Here is a 17,487-nt window from a genome sequence, read left to right on the forward strand (position 1 = left end):
CTCAGCCCCTTCCGCCTGACTTGCGCGACGCGGGCTTCTTCGCGGCAGAGGCCCTCTTCGCCGAGGTGCCCTTCTTCGCCACGGCCTTCGTCGTCGACTTCTTCGCGGCAGCGGCCTTCTTCGCCGGAGCCTTCTTCGCCGCGGACTTCTTCGCGACAGCGGCCTTCTTCGCCGGAGCCTTCTTCGCGGCAGCGGCCTTCTTCGCGGGGGCCTTCGTCGCCGCCGCCTTCTTCGCCCCAGCGCTCTTCTTCGCCGAAGCCTTCGTCGCCGCCTTCGCCACCGCGGCCTGCTTCACCAGAGTCGTCTTCACATGAGCTCCCTTCGCACTGCCTTGCTTCGTGGGAGCACTCTTCACAGCAGCGCTCTTCGCCCGCCCCAGCTTCGCGGCGGTCGCCTTCACCACGGCGGCGGTACCCTTGGAGAGGGTCTCGCGCACCTTGGCAATCGCGGCCTTGGCCACGGACTTGCTGCTCGCGCCCTTCGCTCGGGGCGGAGCCTCGACATGCAGCTTTTCGGTGCGACCGGTGAACAGCACCTCCGCCACCGAGTCCATCAGCGCCGGCATGCCCTCGCCCGTGGCGCAGGACACCGGGTACACGCGGATGCCGCGCTCGCGCAGCGCCTCGCGGAACGCCTCCAGACGCGCCTGCGCATCCGGCAGGTCCAGCTTGTTGGCGGCGACCACCTGCGGCCGGCTCGCCAGCTCCGCGCTGTACTTCGCCAGCTCACGGTTGAGCACATCGAAGTCGTGCAGCGGCTCGCGGCCCTCACCCTCCGCGCCCATGTCGATGAGGTGGATCAACACCTTGCACCGCTCGACGTGGCGCAGGAACTGGTGCCCCAGACCCACGCCCTCGCTGGCGCCCTCGATGATGCCGGGGATGTCCGCCATCACGAACGACAGGTCGTTCTTGTACTGGACCATGCCCAGGTTGGGGACCAGCGTGGTGAACGGGTAGTCGGCGATCTTCGGCCGGGCCCGGCTCACCCGCGAGATGAACGTGCTCTTGCCCGCGTTGGGGAAGCCCAACAGGCCCACGTCCGCCAGCAGCTTCAGCTCCAGCCGCAGCGTGACTTCCTCGCCCTTCGTCCCGTCCTGGGCGAAGCGCGGCGTCTGCCGCGTCGAGGTCGCGAAGTTCATGTTGCCCAACCCACCCCGCCCGCCCTTGGCCGCCACCCAGCGCTGGCCCGGCTCGCTCAGGTCCACCAGCAGCTCTTCGGTGTGGTGGTCCTTCACCAGCGTGCCCACCGGCACGCGGAGGATCATGTCGTCGGCCGCGCGACCGTTGCAGTCGCTGCCCATGCCGTGCTCGCCATTCTTGGCGCGGTGGTGCTGCTGATAGCGGTAGTCCAGCAGCGTGGTGAGCTGCGGGTCTCCCACGAAGATGACGGAGCCACCGTTGCCGCCGTCTCCTCCATTGGGCCCACCGCGCTCGATGAACTTCTCACGCCGGAAGGACACGGAGCCGTTACCGCCATCGCCCGCCTTCACGAAGATGCGGACCTCATCGACGAACTTCATGAAAGCGTCTCCTGAAAAACGCAGAGCGGGCCGCCTCGCGTCCTGGGCGCCTGAAAGGGCGCGTGGACTGGAGAAGCGACCCGCTCGTGGATGCCTCGCGGCGACCGGCCCTGTGAGGCCGGGTTACCGTCAGGCGCTGGCCTGCTCGGCGGCCGGATAGACCGAGACCTTCTTGCGGTCGCGGCCCAGGCGCTCGTACTTCACGATGCCGTCCACCACCGAATAGAGGGTGAAGTCGCGGCCGAGCTTCACGTTCGACCCCGCGTGGATGACCGTGCCGACCTGGCGAACCAGGATGCTGCCAGCCGAGACTTCCTGGCCGCCGTACACCTTCACGCCGCGGTACTGCGGGTTGGAATCGCGACCGTTTCGCGAAGAACCCTGTCCCTTTTTATGGGCCATGACACCTTGCTCCTGAAGTTGAGGTGAAACCGTCCGGACTAGCCGGAGATGGAGGTGACCTTCACCTCGGTATACGGCTGGCGATGGCCACGGCGACGGGTCCAGCCCTCCTTCTCCTTGCGGAAGTGGAGGACGCGGCGGTGCTTGTCCTGCGCGAGCACCTTGCCCACGACGCGAGCGCCGGAGACCGTGGGACGGCCCACCTTGGGGCTATCCGTGCCGCCCAGCAGCAGGACATCGGTAAAGGACACCTCGGCCCCGATGTCGCCGGTAATCTTCTCGATCCGGAGGACATCGCCCTCGGCGACGCGGTACTGCTTTCCGCCCGTGCGAATCACTGCGTACATCGTCTAACCCCTGTCAGCTTCGGGTTGGGTCAACCCGTGGAATCGGCCGCGCATTTCGGACGGACGGACCGCCCTGTGGCGCAAAGGACGGCCGGATTTACGGGAGATGCCCTGGGGAGTCAAGACGGTTGCTGGATCATCTCGTCCGGCAGTCCAGATTGCCCCTGGGAAAGGGCGACCCTACCTGATGGTCCGGCCAGAGCAAGCCCGGCCGATCACCGTCCAACCAATCTGACTGTCCCCCGGGGGGGAATTCCACAATGAAGAAATTCATGTTCGGCCTGATGGCCGCCGTCACCCTTTTGTTCGGCGCCGGCTGCGGCGGAAACGCCTGCGATGACCTGGAGGACGCGAACAAGGCCCTGGAGGAGAAGGTGTCGGCCTGCGGCACGGATACGGGGGGTGAGGAGGAGGACACCTTCGACAAGGGCGTCTGCGAGGACGCGCTGGATGCCTGCTCGGACAGCGACAAGGACCGGCTGAGCGACCTGGCCGACTGCATCCAGGATCTGCCGGACTGCAGGGTGGGCAGCGAAGTGGAGTGGATTGACCAGTTCAGCGACTGTTTCGACCGCACCGAGGGCATCAGCGCCACCTGCGCCGCCGCCGCTGGCGGGTAGTCGCCCGCTCCTTGCGCTTCACCGGGCCCGGTCTTCCGTCAGGAAGGTCGGGTCCTGTCGTTGGTGCGCTCCGAAGCGCCGCGAGCATCCAGCGCCCGGCGGACGGTGCGGTATCGGTGGTGGAGGCTCGACTCCAGCGGGTCCAGCGCCAGCCCCCGCTCGTAGGTCTCCAGGGCACGCGACAGTTGCCCTTCACGCTCCAGCGCGGAGCCGGAGAGATAGTGCACACGCGCCATCCCCGCGGACTGGGGCCTGCGCGCGAGGAACTCCCGCCGGAGGGAATCGAGCTGCTCCGACGTGAGCCCCGCCTCCAGACATCGGGCGACACCTCGGTGATTGCCCCGCCAGGCGTCATACAGCGCCCGTTGCGTCACCGTGCCCAGGACGTCTCCGGCCTCATGCAGCCGGCCCAGCACCGAGTCGAGCAGCAGGCACTGCGAGGGTGATAAAGGCCGCTGGCGCAGCGACTCCAGGGAGCCACGGGCCTCGCGTGTGCGGGTGCGCAGGGCGCCCATTTCCAGGTCAGGGGGCACGGCCAGCACCGCATAGTGGTCCCCGGCGAGCCGCGTCCGGTACGACTCCAGCACGTGCGCGGCTTCCGCGTCGTCCGCCATGGGCACGAGTGGAGGAGGTGGACGGCGGTTGGGACCTGCTCGCAGGAGCGCGTCCACGGAGGCCTTGAGCGCCAGCGTGGCTTCGACGAACTGGACGCCGAAGCCGGTGGCCATGCCCCAGACGCGAGCCTGTTCCTCCGGAACGTGGCGCACCACCTCGCAGACGACGGACTGCGGCCCGGAGTCCAGCTCCAGCACCATGGGCAGCCGCGCGAAGATGGGTGGCAGCACCCCCTCGCTGCGCAGGAACAGCCCTCCGCGTGACAGGTCCGAGCCCGTCAGCCAGACCGGCGTCTCCCCGGGCCGCAACACCACGCGCACCGGCAGCTCCACCGTGCGTGCCCTCGATAAAGGAGTCCCACTCCCGAGGGCTGCGCCCACGCTCGGAACACCGCCACGACTCGCGACTGACATCGGCACGAGAGCCTGCGCGGACGGTGCCCCCATGCCGACAGGGTCGCCCACGCGCGGAGCGCCCTCTCGGCTCGCGATAGCCACTGGCGCAGGTGGCGTCCCCATGCCGACGGGCATGCCCGCGCGCGCGGCGCCCTCACGACTCGCGATGGCCACTGGCGCTGGTGGCGTCCCCATGCCGAAGGGCATGCCCGCGCGCGCGACGCCCTCACGACTCGCGATGGCCACTGGCGCAGGTGGTGTCCCCGTGCCGACGGGCATGCCCGTGCGAGGACCAACCTCACGACTCGCGATGGCCGCTGGCGAAGGCGGTGTCCCCACGCCGAACGGCATGCCAACGCGAGGACCAACCTCACGACTCGCGCTGGCCGCTGGCGAAGGCGGTGTCCCCGCGCCGAACGGCATGCCCGCGCGAGGACCAACGTCACGACTCGCGATGGCCGCTGGCGAAGGCGGTGTCCCCGCGCCGACGGGCATGCCCCCTCGCGGAGCACCCTCACGACTCGCGATGGCTACTGGCTCAGGTGGCGTCCCCATGCCGACGGGCACACCCGCGCGCGCGGCGCCCTCACGACTCGCGACAGGCCCCGGAGGAGCCAGACGCGGAGGCGCTACCGGCGCACTCCGCGGAGGCGACGAGGCCCACCCCGGAGACACGGGCCGAGGCGCCGGCGACCAGGGCGCCATGGCGTCCTCCATCACGACGATTTCCGGTGAGATAGCGGGAGGAACCGTCCTGACGGGCGCTGGCGGAGTCCCGGGAGGACGCGCCGGCTTCGTGCGCGCACGCGCCTCTTCCGCCAGCGCTCCCTCCAGGGCCGCGCGCAGGATGGCAGCCGTCGCGTACCGCTCCTCGGGCGCCTTGGCCAGGGTCCGCAGGATGACCCGCTCCAACGCCACGGGGACCGCCGCATGCACCGAGCGAGGCGGCGGCGGCGCCCGCATCTGATGGGCCACGAGCTGCGCCGTCAGCCCCTCGTCCTCGAAGGGCAGGCGCCCGGTAACCAGCTGATAGGCGATGACGCCCAACGCATACAGGTCCGCGCGCCCGTCCACGCGACGACTGAGTGACTGCTCCGGGGCCATGTACTCGGGCGTGCCCACGATGATGCCGGCGTGGGTCTGCGGCATGTTCGCATCCGCCAGCTTCGCGATGCCGAAGTCGAGCACCTTCACGAAGGGCGTGCCCCGCCCGCGCCGCACCAGGAAGATGTTGTCCGGCTTGAGGTCGCGGTGGACGATTCCACTCAAGTGCGCGGCCTGGAGCGCGTCGCACACCTGCGAGAGCACCGACACCACCGCCGGTGCGGGCAGCGGCGTGCCCACCCAGGCCGACAGCGGCGCGCCGTCCAGGTACTCCATGATGAGGTACGGCCGGGGCGGCCCCGCGTTCAGGTCGAAGATGCTGACGATGTTCTCGTGGCCGATGACATTGACGGCCCGAGCCTCCGCGTGAAAGCGCTGCACCAGCTCCGGGTACATGGCCAGGTGCTCGTGCAGGACCTTCACCGCCACCCGACTGCCGATGGACACGTGCTCGCCCAGGTACACCGTCCCCATGCCGCCGCGCCCCAATCGGCGCACCAGTCGGAAGCTGCCCAGACGAGCGCCCACCAAGGGGTCTGCTTCCTCGCTCGCCACGGGGCACCTCGGCCTGGGCGCCGGCCCCTCTCCTTCCGCGCGAACCAGTGTCGAGCAAGACGTCGCCGACCCATGTCGCTGGCCGCACGCCTCGCACGCATCACCGCTGCTCACCTCGGCCATGCCACTCCCCCGGGCCTGCCCTGCTAATCTGGACATTCTCGTCCCGAGCTGACCACTGGCGGCCCGCGAGGATGTCGGCTGGTGTGACGCAAGCCAGCGCCGCGGTACATGAAGACGGTCCGCCGGCCGACGCTGTCGATGCCGACAATCCATCACGCTCGATTAGAGTGCGCAGCCCATGTCCGGAACCTCACGCCGCATCCCCCTCCTCGACCTGTCCCACTACCGAAGCGGCACACCCACCGAGCGCGCTCGTTTCGTACAAGTCTTCGGTGAGGGGTTGAGGGAGTTCGGCTTCGTCTCCATCGTCGGCCATGGCATCGACGATGCGCTCATCCGCCGCACCTACTCGGACGTGGAGCGACTGTTCCAGCTCCCCGAGGACGTGAAGACGCGCTACGCGGTGCCGGAGCTGGCGGGCCAGCGCGGCTACACCGGCTTCGGCAAGGAGCACGCGAAGGACCGCAAGGTGGGGGACCTGAAGGAGTTCTGGCACGTGGGCCGCGAGCTTCCGGCCGGCCACCCGTACCTGAAGGACTACGGCGCCAACGTGTGGCCCGGAGAAGTGCCCTCCTTTCGCGAGAACACCCTGTCGCTCTTCCGCGAGCTGGATGGCGCCGCCGGCGTCATGCTCCAGGCCCTGGCGGAGTTCTTCGGCGTGGCGCGCACGACGTTCAGTGACATGGCCACCGACGGAAACTCGGTGTTGCGGCTCATCCACTATCCGCCGCTGCGCGAGCGCTTCATCCCGGGTGGAGTCCGCGCCGCCGAGCACGAGGACATCAACCTCATCACCCTGCTGTGCGAAGGCACCGCGTCCGGCCTGGAGCTGCTCACGCGCGACGGCGAGTGGCTGCCCGTGGACACGCTGCGCGGGCAGATTGTCGTGGACTCCGGCGACATGCTCAGCCGCGTGACGAACGAGGTCATCCCCGCCACCACGCACCGGGTGGTGAATCCGAAGAGCACGGACGAGGACACCGTCCGCTACTCGCTGCCCTTCTTCGTGCATCCGTTCTCGGACTGCGTGCTCAAGCCGCTGCCCAGCACCGAGACGCCGGACAACCCGGCCCGCCACGCGCCCATCACCGCGGGCGCCTTCCTGCAACAGCGTCTGCGGGAGAACGGACTCTTGAAGTAGGCACACGCTTCCGCCCGGTGGACGGCGCGAGCTCGCGCCCCACCGGTTGCCCTGGCCCATTCGTGGACGACGCCCTCTCCCCCACGCACGTCGAGCTGTTCGCCCTCCAGCCCCGTATCGCGCTCGAGGACTACGCGTCCCCCGCGGCCTTCACCGCGAAGCACCGTGCGCTCGCGGCACGAATCGATGGCCTGCGGGCGCGTGACACCTCTGGCCGTCCCCTTCATCCCGCCCTCGCGGTGTGGCCAGAGCTGGTGGGCGCGCCCCTGGGGATGATGGGCCACCTGCCCCGCGTGCGGCGCCACACGACGACTCGAAGCGCCATGCGGCGAGTGGCGCTGGCCGAGTGGGGGCCAATGTGGCGCGCCTGGAGAACACTCCAGCCTCCGACGCGAGAAGAGTGCCTCTACGCCGCGCTCGCCTCCCGAGTGCATCGCGTGGTGCACGAGACGTTCTCCGGCATCGCCCGGGACTTCGGCCTGTGGGTGGTGGCGGGCAGCGCGTTGCTCCCGGACAACAGGCGAGGATTCGGCACCCCGGACTTCGAGCCCCGAGGCGCGCGCACGTACAACACCAGCCACACCTTCAACCCCGAGGGCCACTGCGTGGCGGTGACGCGCAAGGTGAACCTGGTGCCCGGGCGCGAGGACGTGCTGCACCTGAGCCCCGGACGGCCCGAGGACCTGACCGTGCTCGCCACACCCTTCGGCCGACTGGGAACGCTGTTGGGCTACGACTCCTTCCGAAAGCCCCACACCACGAAGGAGCCCTGGTTCGTCCCCTGCGCGCAGTACCTGGACGCCTTGGGTGCGGACATCCTCGCCCACCCATCCGCCAACCCGTGGCCGTGGGACTCACCGTGGCCCTTCGACTCGACGGGAGACAACCCACGCACGGGAAGCGAGCAGTGGTTCGACGAGGGCCTTGCCTCCCAGCTCTCCAGCTTCCGCCGGGTCCGCTACACCGTGACGGCCCAGCTCGTGGGAGACCTGTTCGACAACCACTTCGAGGCGCCCTCGCTCATCCTCGAACGCACGGACGATGCACAGCCACGGGTGCTCGCCCGCTCGGCGCATCCACAGGACGAGGACGTGCTCCACGTCACAGTGCCCGCGTGTCCCGCGTAATCAGTCGCCGAGCTTCTTCTTGAGCAGCTCGTTGACGAGCGCGGGGTTGCCCTTGCCCTTCATGGCCCGCATCACCTGGCCCACGAAGAAGCCGAACACCTGCTTCTTGCCCGCGCGGTACTTCTCAATCTCGCCCGCGTTCTTCGCGAGGATGTCGTCCACCACGGCCTCGATGGCGCCCGTGTCGCTCACCTGAGCGAGGCCCTTCTCCGCGATGATGTCCGAGGCCGAGCGGCCCGTGCGGAACATCTCCGCCAGCACGTCCTTGCCCGCGTTCGCCGACACCGTGCCCTGGTCCACCGCGCCCAGCAGCTCCGCCAATTGCACGGGCGTGAAGCGCACCGAGGTCACCGTCGAGCCCTCTTCCTTCAAGAGCCGCAGCAGCTCCCCGAGGAACCAGTTGGAGAGCTTCTTCGCGTCGGGGTAGCGCTCGGCGCACGCCTCGAAGAAGTCCGCGAGCGGGCGCTCCGCGGTGAGGATGCGCGCGTCATACGCGGGCAGGCCGTACTGACTCACGAAGCGCTGGAGCTTCGCGCGAGGCAGCTCCGGTAGTTCGTGGCCCACCGCCTCGATGACCTCCGTCGTCACGTGCAGCGGCGGGAGGTCCGGCTCCGGGAAGTACCGGTAGTCGTGCGCGTCCTCCTTGCTGCGCATGGAGCGAGAGACGCCCTTGTTGACGTCCCACAGGCGCGTCTCCTGGTCCACCTTCCCGCCGGACTCGATGACATCCACCTGCCGCGAAATCTCGTACTCGATGGCCTGCTTCACGAAGCGGAACGAGTTGAGGTTCTTCAGCTCGCAGCGCTGGCCATAGGTGTCGGAGCCCTTGGGCATCACCGACACGTTGGCGTCGCATCGGAAGCTGCCCTCGTCCAGGTTGCCGTCGTTGACGCCCAGGTACACGAGCACGTCGCGCAGCGCCTTGAGGTACTCCACCGCCTCGTCCGCGTCGCGCAGGTCCGGCTCGCTGACGATTTCCAGGAGCGGCACGCCCGCGCGGTTGAGGTCCACCAGGCTCTGCCCCCCGCCCGCGTCATGCACGCTCTTGCCCGCGTCCTCCTCCATGTGGATGCGGCGCACGCGGATGAGCTTTTCGCCATGAGGCGTGTCGATGAGCAGCTTGCCGTACTCGCAGATGGGCAAGTCGTACTGCGTAATCTGGTAGCCCTTGGGCAGGTCCGGATAGAAGTAGTTCTTCCGGCTCCACACGCTCTTCGCGTTGACGCGGCACTCGAGCGCCAGGCCCGTGCGGATGGCGAAGTCGACGACGCGCTCGTTGAGCACGGGCAACACGCCGGGCATGCCCAGGCACACCGGACAGGTGTTGCGATTGGGCTCCGCGCCGAACGCGGTGGAGCAGCCGCAGAAAATCTTCGACTGCGTGAGGAGCTGCGCGTGGACCTCGAGGCCGATGACGGGCTGGAAATCGCTCACGGGCATGGCGGTGTCACCGATGCGGACCTCGTGCCCTAGACGGGCGCGAGGCGGCGGAAGAAGTCGTGCTCGCGCTCGAAGGCCCGAGCGATGCGCAAGAGGAGGGCCTCGTCGAAGGCCCGTCCCAGAATCTGGAGTCCCACCGGCAGCCCCGCCTTCGTGAAGCCGCAGGGCACCGACAGGCCCGGCACGCCCGCCAGGTTGCAGGGCAGCGTGTAGACGTCCATCAGGTACATGGACAGCGGGTCATCCACCTTCTCGCCCAGCTTGAACGGCGCCACTGGGGAGATGGGGGCCACCAGCGCATCCACCTCCTGGAAGACGCGCGTGAAGTCCTCGCGGATGAGGGTGCGGACCTTCTGCGCGCGCAGGTAGTAGGCGTCGTAGTAGCCGGCGGACAGCGCGTAGGTGCCCAGCATGATGCGGCGCTTCACCTCCGGCCCGAAGCCCCGCTCGCGCGTCAGCGAGTACAGCTCCTTGAGGCCGCGCGCGTCCTTGGCCCTGAGGCCGTAGCGCACACCGTCGTAGCGGGCCAGGTTGCTGGACGCCTCGGCGGGAGCGATGAGGTAGTACGTCGCCAGCGCGTACTTCGTATGCGGCAGCGACACGTCCACCAGCGTCGCGCCCAGGCGCTCATACTCGCGCAAGGCCGCGCGCACGGAGGCCTCCACTTCCTCCTCCATGCCCTGGGCGAAGTACTCGCGCGGCACGCCCAGCTTCAGCCCGCGCACGCCCTGCTCCAGCTCCGCCGAATAGTCCGGCGTCTTCACCGGCGCGGACGTGGAGTCCCGTGGGTCATGCCGCGCCAGGATTTGAAGCAGCGCCGCCGCGTCCGACACCGTGCGCGTCATCGGCCCGGGCTGGTCCAGCGACGAGGCATAGGCGATGACGCCGTAGCGCGACACGCGCCCATACGTGGGCTTGAGGCCCACCGTGTTGGTGAAGGCCGCGGGCTGGCGGATGGAGCCACCCGTGTCCGTACCCAGCGCGCCGAACACCTCACGCGCGGCCACCGCCGCCGCCGAGCCTCCCGAGGAGCCTCCCGGCGTGCGTGTCACATCCCAGGGATTGTGCGTGGGGAAGTAGGCACTGGACTCATTGGAGGAGCCCATCGCGAACTCATCCAGGTTGAGCTTGCCCAACAGCGGCAGGCCCGCCTCGCGCAACAGGCGCACCACCGTCGCGTCCAGCGGCGGCACGAAGCCCTCCAGCACGCGCGAGCCGGCGGTGGTCTCCAGCCCCTCGGTGAGGAAGAGGTCCTTGAGGCCCACGGGCACGCCGTCCAGGGGACTTGCCGGAGTGCCCGCATTGCGGCGCGCATCACTGGCCTCGGCGGCGGCCAGGGCACCGGCCTCGTCCACGCGCAGGAAGGCGCGAATCTTCGGGTCCACCCGCTGGATGCGCTCCAGACACGCGCGGGTGGCTTCCACGGAGGACACCTGACCCGCGGCCAGCTTCTCCGCGAGCTCCAGCATCGTCAGGTCCGTGAGCTGCATGACGTGGGGCTCCCCTCGGACTACTCGATGATTTTGGGCACCGCGAAGGACGTGCCCGACTTCGCCGGGGCGTTGGCCAGCGACTTCTCGGGAGGCAGCGAAGGCCGCGTCACGTCCTCCCGCAGGAGCGAGGCCGTCAGCGTGGCGTGCGACGTGGGCTCCACGTTCTCCACATCCAACGACTGCAACTGCGTCACCGCGTCCAGCACCGCCGACAGCTGCGTGGACAGGCGCTGCTCCTCCTCGGGAGTCAGCGCCAGCCGCGCCAGCGTGGCCACATGTCGCACCTGCTCGAGCGTGAGGGCCATGCGTGGAGCCTCCGACCGCGAGTGACTACTTGCGCTTGAAGAGGTTCAGGATGGCGCCCATCACCTTGCCACTGCCCTCGTGGCCGTGGTGCGCCATCAACTGCTCCAGCTCACCGGAGTCCAGGAAGACGCCGCCGCAGTTGAAGCACGTCTCCAGCTCGATGTTGCCCTGCTTGAGCGTCTGGAGGTCCATGCCGCACTTGGGGCACTTCATCCAGTGGAGCTTCTTGAGGTCCTCGCGCTGCTTCTCCGCCGTCTCCGCGGCCTGCTGGAGCGCCAGCTTGCGCTTCTTTTCGATGTCCTCCCGGGCGAAGTACTCTTCCTCGCTCGAGGACGGCTTGTCGGTGTCTGCCATGGCGATGCTCCTCCAAGAAATCGTGGCGGCACCATACCCCCTCTGGTGGAGGGTGCAGCCGAAATGTAGGCCCCGTGTCCGGCACCTTCCGCCCGGGCTGGAGCGACTGCCGGAAAATTGACCAGACCCCCTCCCTCCCTACACTCGCGACGGGCATTGCTACAGCCCGCTACGCGGCTGAGACGCGCAGAGGGAAGAAGGTCATGACGGCGAAGAAGGGTCGGGCGGAAAAGGCGGTACTCTCCCGTCAGGAGATCGCGACGCGTCGCAAGGCGCTCGCGGACAAGCGACGGAAGGCGGGCGCCGAGGGAGGCGACGGCAGCGCGGGGCGTGCCATCACCGGCGTGTTCCTGCTCGCGGCGTCGCTCTTGTCCCTGTTGGCGGTCGCCACGTTCGACGCCCATGACAGGGTCGGACCGGGCTTCCGCAACGCGGTGGGCCCCATGGGCCACCTCATCGCGGAGACGCTGCGAGGGATGCTGGGCGTGTGCGCCTACCTGGCCCCCGTAGGTGGGCTCTACACGGCCATGGTGCTCTTCGTGGGCAGCCGCGAGCGCAAGCGGGGTCCTCAAATCATCAGCCTCGTGCTGCTGACCGTGAGCATCTCCGTCCTGGCGCAGCTCATGTTCGCCGGGGACAAGGGCTGGGCGCACCCGCCGGGTGGCGCGCTGGGCGCCGGCCTGGGTGGGGTGATGGAGGGACTGTTCTCCACGGTCGGCACCGTCATCCTGGTGACGGCCATCAGCGCCGCCGCCCTCATCGTCGGAACGCAGTACACGTTCTTCAAGCTGTGCTCGCTGGTGTGGGCCGGCCTGAGCGTGCTGGGCCGCCGCGTCGCCGAGTCCGCGAACGTCTTCTGGGAGGCCCAGAAGGCGTCCTACAAGGTCCGTCAGGAGCGCGCCGCGGAGGAGAAGCTGGAGGAGGCCGCGTTCCTCGCGCAAATCGAAGCGGATGAGGAAGAGCTGGCCGAGGCCGAGCGCGCCGCCGAAGAGGCCGAAGCCGCCGAGGCGGAGGCCATGGCCGAGGAGGCCGTGCGCCTGGCCCGGCAGAACGAGAAGGAGCAGGCCCTCGCCGCGAAGCTGGCTCTCAAGGACGGTCGCGAGAAGGGGGAGAAGCGCAAGGCACTACCGCTCCCCGCCGAGACGGACTCGCTGCCGCCCACGTCCTCGCCGGCCCTGCCCGCCGACAACAGGCTCGCGCTGCGCGCCGAGAAGCGTCCCGCGCCCGGAGCGGACCCGGCCTGGGCCGCGTCGTTCCTCGCGCCCGCGCCCCACTCCACCCCGATTGTCCCCGAGGGTGTCGAGCCCCCGAGGAGCCGCCGGAAGACTCCGAACATCGTCACCGGTCCGGGCACGCCGCCCGTCGCCGCGCTGCCGGAGAGCCACGAGCCCGCGCCCGCGGCCCCCATCATCGCCGCGCCGGCGCCTCAGCCCGTCGCGCAGGCCCCTGCCCCGGCTCCCGCGCCCGCCACCCCGGCGGCGGCGCGCATGCCGCTCATCGTCGCGCCCAAGGCGCTGGCCGCGCCCACCGGGAAGAAGGCCCAGGACCAGTTCGAGTTCGTGGGTGACCGCAAGAGCTTCTCGCTGCCGCCGCTGGACGTCCTGGAGTGCGACAAGCAGGAGCGCTCCGAGCTGGACAAGGACGCCTTCCTCTCCACGGCGGAGAAGCTGCGCGCGAAGCTGGCCGACTTCGGCATCGTCGGCGAGGTGGTGGAGATTCGTCCCGGCCCCGTCGTCACCATGTACGAGTTCCTGCCGGGACCGGGCATCAAGGTGAGCAAGATCGCCGCGCTCGCGGACGACCTGGCCATGGCCATGGAGGCGATGCGCGTGCGCATCGTCGCGCCCATCCCCGGCAAGGGCGTGGTGGGCATCGAGGTTCCCAACAAGGACCGGGAGACCGTCTACCTCAAGGAGATCGCCGAGCAGGACGCCTTCATCAAGAGCGCCAGCAAGCTGACCATGTGCGTGGGCAAGGACATCGAGGGCATGCCCTATGTCTTCGACCTGGCCAAGGCGCCCCACCTGCTCATCGCCGGCACCACCGGCTCCGGCAAGTCGGTGGCCGTCAACTCCATGATCATGAGCATCCTCCTCAAGTCCACACCGGAGGAGGTCCGCTTCATCATGGTGGACCCGAAGATGCTGGAGCTCTCCATCTACGAGGGCATCCCGCATCTGCTCCTGCCCGTCGTGACGGACCCGAAGAAGGCGGCGCTCGCGCTGCGCTGGGCCGTGGAGGAGATGGAGCGTCGCTACCAGCTGCTCTCCGAGGCGGGCGTGCGCAACATCGCCGGCTACAACAAGCTGGTGGAGAGCTCCGCCACCGAGGTGAAGGGCGCGTCGGGCACTCCCGAGGCCGCCCCGAAGAAGAAGTCGAAGCCCAAGAAGATGCTCGTGCTCGACGTGGAGGGCGGCGACAAGCCCGCCTCGAGCGGGGACGGGCTGGGCGTGGCCGTGCCTCGGGACGACGACGAGCTGCACGAGGCGCAGGGGTCCGACGCGCCGGACGAAGTGCCCGAGGTGGAAGCCGAGGCCGACGACGAGTCGGACGTGCCCTTCGTCTCGGCCAGCGACAAGCCGGAGAAGAAGGAGCTCAAGAAGCTGCCGTACATCGTGGTCATCATCGACGAGCTGGCGGATTTGATGATGGTGGCCAGCCGCGAGGTGGAGACCTACGTGGCGCGCCTGGCGCAGATGGCGCGTGCGTCCGGCATCCACCTGATGGTCGCCACGCAGCGTCCGTCCACGGACGTCGTCACCGGCGTCATCAAGGCGAACTTCCCCACGCGCATCAGCTTCATGCTGCGCTCCAAGCCGGACTCGATGACGATTCTGGGCACGGTGGGCGCGGAGGCCCTGCTGGGCATGGGCGACATGCTCATCATGCCGCCCACGAGCGCGCACCTGCAGCGCGTGCACGGCGCCTACGTGTCGGAGAACGAAATCAAGAAGGCGGTGGACCACCTCAAGGCCCAGGGCAAGCCCGTCTTCGACGAGTCCATCCTCAAGCCGCGCGACGAGGACGTGGAGTCTGGTGGCGAAGAAGACGAGCTGTCCGACGAGCTGTACGATCAGGCGCTCGCGACGGTCAGCGAGATGCGGGCCGTCTCCATCTCCATGCTCCAGCGCAAGATGCGCATCGGCTACAACCGCGCGGCTCGCATGATTGAGCGCATGGAGCGCGACGGCGTGGTGGGCGCGGCGGATGGCGCCAAGCCCCGCGAGGTACTCATCCGGGGTGTGGGCGACATGCCCGGCGCCGGAGCCATGTAGGGCCGCCAGGAAAGCGGCCCCGATTGTTCATCGTGGGGGTGTCCGGAGCGGTCCGGGCGCCCCCTCTTCGTTTCCCCCACCTCACGACATCCCAGGTGAGCGCCCATGATTGTCGCCATCTCCCGCTTCCGCCCCGCACCCGAGGAGGCCGAGCGCCTGATTGCCCGCTTCCAGGAGCGCGCGCGGCGGGTGGACACCCATGACGGCTTCCTGGGGCTGGAGGTGCTGCGGTCCTTCGAGCGCTCGCCGGAGCTCCTGCTGGTGACGCGCTGGCGGGACAAGGAGGCGATGCGGAGCTATTTCCAGTCGGAGGACTTCCGGCGCGCCAAGGAGGCCAGCGCCGAGCAGGACGGGGCGACGTTCGCCATCTACGAGGTGGTGGGTACCTGAGGCGTCTTGTGGGTTCCCAAGCAGTCCCAGGTCGTCTAAGGGCGGTGTCTTATGGCTGAACGCATCGCCCTTTTCGCCACCACGGCTCGCGGCACCGAAGACCTTCTCGCGGACGAGCTCAAGGAGCTTGGCGCGCGCCGCATCCGTCAGGACCGCGGTGGAGTCCGCTTCATGGCCTCGCTGGACGAGGCCCTCATGGTCTGCCTCTGGTCCCGCATCGCCATGCGCATCCTCTACCCGCTGGGCACCTTCGAGGCCCACGGCGCGGAGGGCCTGTACGAAGCCGCCGCGAGCGTCCCCTGGGAGGAGCACCTGACGCCCACCACGACGTTCGCGGTGGATGCCACGCTGAAGGACAGCGAGCACAGCCACTCGGGCTTCGTGGCGCTCAAGGTGAAGGACGCCATCGTCGACCGGATGCGCACCAAGGTCGGCACGCGTCCGGACGTGAACACGAAGAACCCGGACGTGAGCGTGGTCGCGCACCTGTCGCGCGAGACGCTGTCGCTGTCGTTGGACCTGTGCGGCGACGCGTTGAATCGCCGGGGCTACCGCGTGCGGCCCACCGTCGCGCCGCTCAAGGAGACGCTGGCCGCCGCCGTGCTGCGCGCCGCGCACTACACGGGCGAAGAGGCGCTGGTGGATCCGATGTGCGGCTCCGGCACGTTGCTGATTGAAGGCGGGATGATGGCCCGTCGCCGAGCGCCCGGACTCAACCGCGACTTCGCGGTGGAGCGCTGGCCCGTCATCGGCCCGCGCGCGAAGGAGCTGCTCGTGGACCTGCGCGCGGATGCCCGCCGCAACGAGCGCAAGGTGGAGGTCCCCATCTGGGGCTTCGACAAGGACCCGGAGGCCCTGGAGGCCGCCCAGCGCAACGTGCAGGCCGCACGGCTGTCGGAGGAAATCATCCTCGCCGAAGCTGACGCGACAGACCTGCCGCACCTGCCCGCCGCCAGTGGCCTGCTGCTCACCAATCCGCCCTATGGAGACCGGCTCACGGGCTCCGGCGGACAGAAGGGCATGAAGAGCTTCTATTACAAGCTGGGCGAGTCCCTGCGCGTGCCCGGCTGGCGCGTCTGGGTGCTCTCCGGCAACCCGGCCTTCGAGAGCGCGTTCCATACGCGTCCCTCCGCGCGCCGGGAGATGTGGAACGGCCCCATCGAATGCACGTTGCTCGGCTACCGGGCCGCGGGCAGCAGCCACCTGGACGAAAACTCAGAAGCGCCGCTCCGTGCGCCGAAGCAGCCGGCCAATGTTGCTCCGGTGCGTCCACAGCATGAGGGCGAAGAGGACAGCTGAGAGGCCGGTGTACTCCGGAGCCCGGGCAGTGAAGGCCGACGTGCCCACCGCCGTGGCTCCGGCCGCGAGCGAGCCCAGGGAACTGACCCGCCACACCGCGAAGAAGGTGATGTACGCGGCGCCCGCGGCCAGCGCGGCCAGCGGAGCGAGCACCAGCAGCACACCCAGCGCGGTGGCCACGCCCTTGCCGCCGTGCAGCTTGAGCCACACCGGATAGACGTGGCCCAGCACCGCGGCCAGGCCCACCAGCACGTGCACCGTGGGAAGGTCCGGCACGAGCTGCAGCGCGAGCGCGACGGGCAGCGCGCCCTTCACCGCGTCCAGCACGAGCACCACCGCGCCCAGCTTCTTGCCTGCGACGCGGGTGACGTTGGTGGCGCCGATGTTGCCGCTGCCGCTCTGGCGCACGTCCACGCCACGCAGCCATCGCGTCAGCAGGACACCGAAGGGAATGGAGCCGGCGAAGTAGCCCAGCAGGACGAGCGCGAAAGTCACGACCCCACGCTATAGCAGCAGGTGGGGGAAGCGCGTCTTCACCACCACGTAGGCGTAATTCACCAGGAGGATGGCGGGCATCACCATCTGGAACACCTTCCACTCCCGGGGCGAGAGTCGGATTTCGGGGACGGGGACGGCGAAGACGAGGTGCAGCACCGTCACCACGACCGCCAGGGCGAACAGGAAGGCGGCCACCGTCCCCAGGGGGTTGGCCTCCCAGGCCCCCTCGAAGTTGAAGTGGGCGAAGCGGTCAGCCGCGCGCGTCAGCCCACAGCCGAGGCAGGGCCAGCCTGTCCGCTCGCGCAGCACACAGCCCCAGAAGGGGATGAGCTTCGCCACGGGGATGTACCGGGCCACGAGCAGCCCCACGAGGCCGATGAGCCCCAGGTAGTCCACGGTGCCGAGGCGTCGATTGCGAGGAGGGAGGAAGACCTTCATGCGCGCCTCGCCCAGAGGTGTGCGGGAGTCCCACTCTAGTACG

16 protein-coding genes are annotated in these 17,487 nt (G+C 69.0%); 6 read left to right on the forward strand and 10 right to left on the reverse strand.

The genetic code is table 11. The features are described from left to right. Nucleotide 1: 1 nt before the first annotated feature. The 3 genes from obgE to rplU all read right to left on the reverse strand — a co-directional run bounded on the left by obgE (nucleotide 2) and on the right by rplU (nucleotide 2,271). The gene (gene obgE / locus HUA75_RS24310) at nucleotides 2–1,522 is read right to left on the reverse strand and encodes a GTPase ObgE (RefSeq protein WP_174454824.1); all 1,521 of its coding nucleotides are present in this window, start codon (nucleotides 1,520–1,522) and stop codon (nucleotides 2–4) included. A 129-nt stretch (nucleotides 1,523–1,651) separates the two neighbouring features. Beyond that, nucleotides 1,652–1,924 (reverse strand): 50S ribosomal protein L27, encoded by a 273-nt coding sequence (gene rpmA, locus HUA75_RS24315; protein WP_141646505.1) that lies wholly within the window; start codon nucleotides 1,922–1,924, stop codon nucleotides 1,652–1,654. Nucleotides 1,925–1,962: 38 nt separating this feature from the next. Beyond that, the gene (gene rplU, locus HUA75_RS24320) at nucleotides 1,963–2,271 is read right to left on the reverse strand and encodes a 50S ribosomal protein L21 (protein WP_141646506.1); all 309 of its coding nucleotides are present in this window, start codon (nucleotides 2,269–2,271) and stop codon (nucleotides 1,963–1,965) included. 260 nt (nucleotides 2,272–2,531) lie between these two features. Here rplU and HUA75_RS24325 point away from each other — a divergent pair, with 260 nt between their 5' ends. Then, nucleotides 2,532–2,891 carry a hypothetical protein gene (locus tag HUA75_RS24325; RefSeq protein ID WP_141646507.1) on the forward strand — a complete coding sequence of 120 codons (360 nt, stop codon included), beginning with the start codon at nucleotides 2,532–2,534 and terminating at the stop codon, nucleotides 2,889–2,891. Between the two features lie 38 nt (nucleotides 2,892–2,929). On the opposite strand, the gene HUA75_RS46915 is transcribed toward HUA75_RS24325, so the two are convergent. After that, nucleotides 2,930–5,533, reverse strand: a complete 2,604-nt coding sequence (locus HUA75_RS46915) for a protein kinase (RefSeq protein WP_371746191.1) — start codon at nucleotides 5,531–5,533, stop codon at nucleotides 2,930–2,932. Nucleotides 5,534–5,861: 328 nt separating this feature from the next. Between HUA75_RS46915 and HUA75_RS24340 the strand changes: the two genes are divergently transcribed. Further along, a complete protein-coding gene (locus tag HUA75_RS24340; protein WP_174454823.1) occupies nucleotides 5,862–6,824 on the forward strand; it encodes an isopenicillin N synthase family oxygenase in 963 nt (320 codons plus the stop codon). 62 nt (nucleotides 6,825–6,886) lie between these two features. Continuing rightward, nucleotides 6,887–7,951: a carbon-nitrogen hydrolase family protein gene (locus tag HUA75_RS24345; protein ID WP_174487737.1), complete on the forward strand. Its 1,065-nt coding sequence runs from the start codon at nucleotides 6,887–6,889 to the stop codon at nucleotides 7,949–7,951. On the opposite strand, the gene gatB is transcribed toward HUA75_RS24345, so the two are convergent. The 4 genes from gatB to HUA75_RS24365 are packed head-to-tail and all read right to left on the reverse strand — an operon-like array spanning nucleotide 7,952 to nucleotide 11,544. Further along, on the reverse strand, nucleotides 7,952–9,391 hold the full coding sequence (gene gatB, locus HUA75_RS24350) for an Asp-tRNA(Asn)/Glu-tRNA(Gln) amidotransferase subunit GatB (protein WP_174487738.1): 1,440 nt from the start codon (nucleotides 9,389–9,391) through the stop codon (nucleotides 7,952–7,954). It lies immediately after the preceding gene. A 29-nt stretch (nucleotides 9,392–9,420) separates the two neighbouring features. After that, nucleotides 9,421–10,881, reverse strand: coding sequence for an Asp-tRNA(Asn)/Glu-tRNA(Gln) amidotransferase subunit GatA (gene gatA, locus HUA75_RS24355; RefSeq protein ID WP_174462891.1), 1,461 nt, complete (start codon nucleotides 10,879–10,881; stop codon nucleotides 9,421–9,423). A gap of 20 nt (nucleotides 10,882–10,901) precedes the next feature. After that, the gene (gene gatC / locus HUA75_RS24360; protein ID WP_141646512.1) at nucleotides 10,902–11,189 is read right to left on the reverse strand and encodes an Asp-tRNA(Asn)/Glu-tRNA(Gln) amidotransferase subunit GatC; all 288 of its coding nucleotides are present in this window, start codon (nucleotides 11,187–11,189) and stop codon (nucleotides 10,902–10,904) included. A 25-nt stretch (nucleotides 11,190–11,214) separates the two neighbouring features. Further along, nucleotides 11,215–11,544, reverse strand: coding sequence for a zf-TFIIB domain-containing protein (locus HUA75_RS24365; RefSeq protein WP_141646513.1), 330 nt, complete (start codon nucleotides 11,542–11,544; stop codon nucleotides 11,215–11,217). Between the two features lie 203 nt (nucleotides 11,545–11,747). On the opposite strand from HUA75_RS24365, the gene HUA75_RS24370 reads away from it, so the two are divergent. The 3 genes from HUA75_RS24370 to HUA75_RS24380 all read left to right on the forward strand — a co-directional run bounded on the left by HUA75_RS24370 (nucleotide 11,748) and on the right by HUA75_RS24380 (nucleotide 16,508). Then, complete coding sequence (locus HUA75_RS24370; protein ID WP_174487739.1) at nucleotides 11,748–14,819, forward strand: DNA translocase FtsK 4TM domain-containing protein; 3,072 nt, start codon at nucleotides 11,748–11,750, stop codon at nucleotides 14,817–14,819. Between the two features lie 105 nt (nucleotides 14,820–14,924). Then, the gene (locus tag HUA75_RS24375) at nucleotides 14,925–15,209 is read left to right on the forward strand and encodes an antibiotic biosynthesis monooxygenase (RefSeq protein ID WP_141646515.1); all 285 of its coding nucleotides are present in this window, start codon (nucleotides 14,925–14,927) and stop codon (nucleotides 15,207–15,209) included. Between the two features lie 51 nt (nucleotides 15,210–15,260). Then, nucleotides 15,261–16,508 carry a class I SAM-dependent RNA methyltransferase gene (locus HUA75_RS24380; protein ID WP_141646516.1) on the forward strand — a complete coding sequence of 416 codons (1,248 nt, stop codon included), beginning with the start codon at nucleotides 15,261–15,263 and terminating at the stop codon, nucleotides 16,506–16,508. On the opposite strand, the gene plsY is transcribed toward HUA75_RS24380, so the two are convergent. Beyond that, a complete protein-coding gene (gene plsY, locus HUA75_RS24385; protein WP_141646517.1) occupies nucleotides 16,425–17,003 on the reverse strand; it encodes a glycerol-3-phosphate 1-O-acyltransferase PlsY in 579 nt (192 codons plus the stop codon). The genes HUA75_RS24380 and plsY overlap by 84 nt on opposite strands. A 9-nt stretch (nucleotides 17,004–17,012) precedes the next feature. After that, the gene (locus tag HUA75_RS24390) at nucleotides 17,013–17,444 is read right to left on the reverse strand and encodes a DUF2752 domain-containing protein (RefSeq protein WP_174487740.1); all 432 of its coding nucleotides are present in this window, start codon (nucleotides 17,442–17,444) and stop codon (nucleotides 17,013–17,015) included. Nucleotides 17,445–17,487: the final 43 nt, after the last annotated feature.

Source organism: Myxococcus sp. CA040A, from assembly GCF_013336725.1.
Taxonomy (GTDB): domain Bacteria; phylum Myxococcota; class Myxococcia; order Myxococcales; family Myxococcaceae; genus Myxococcus; species Myxococcus llanfairpwllgwyngyllgogerychwyrndrobwllllantysiliogogogochensis.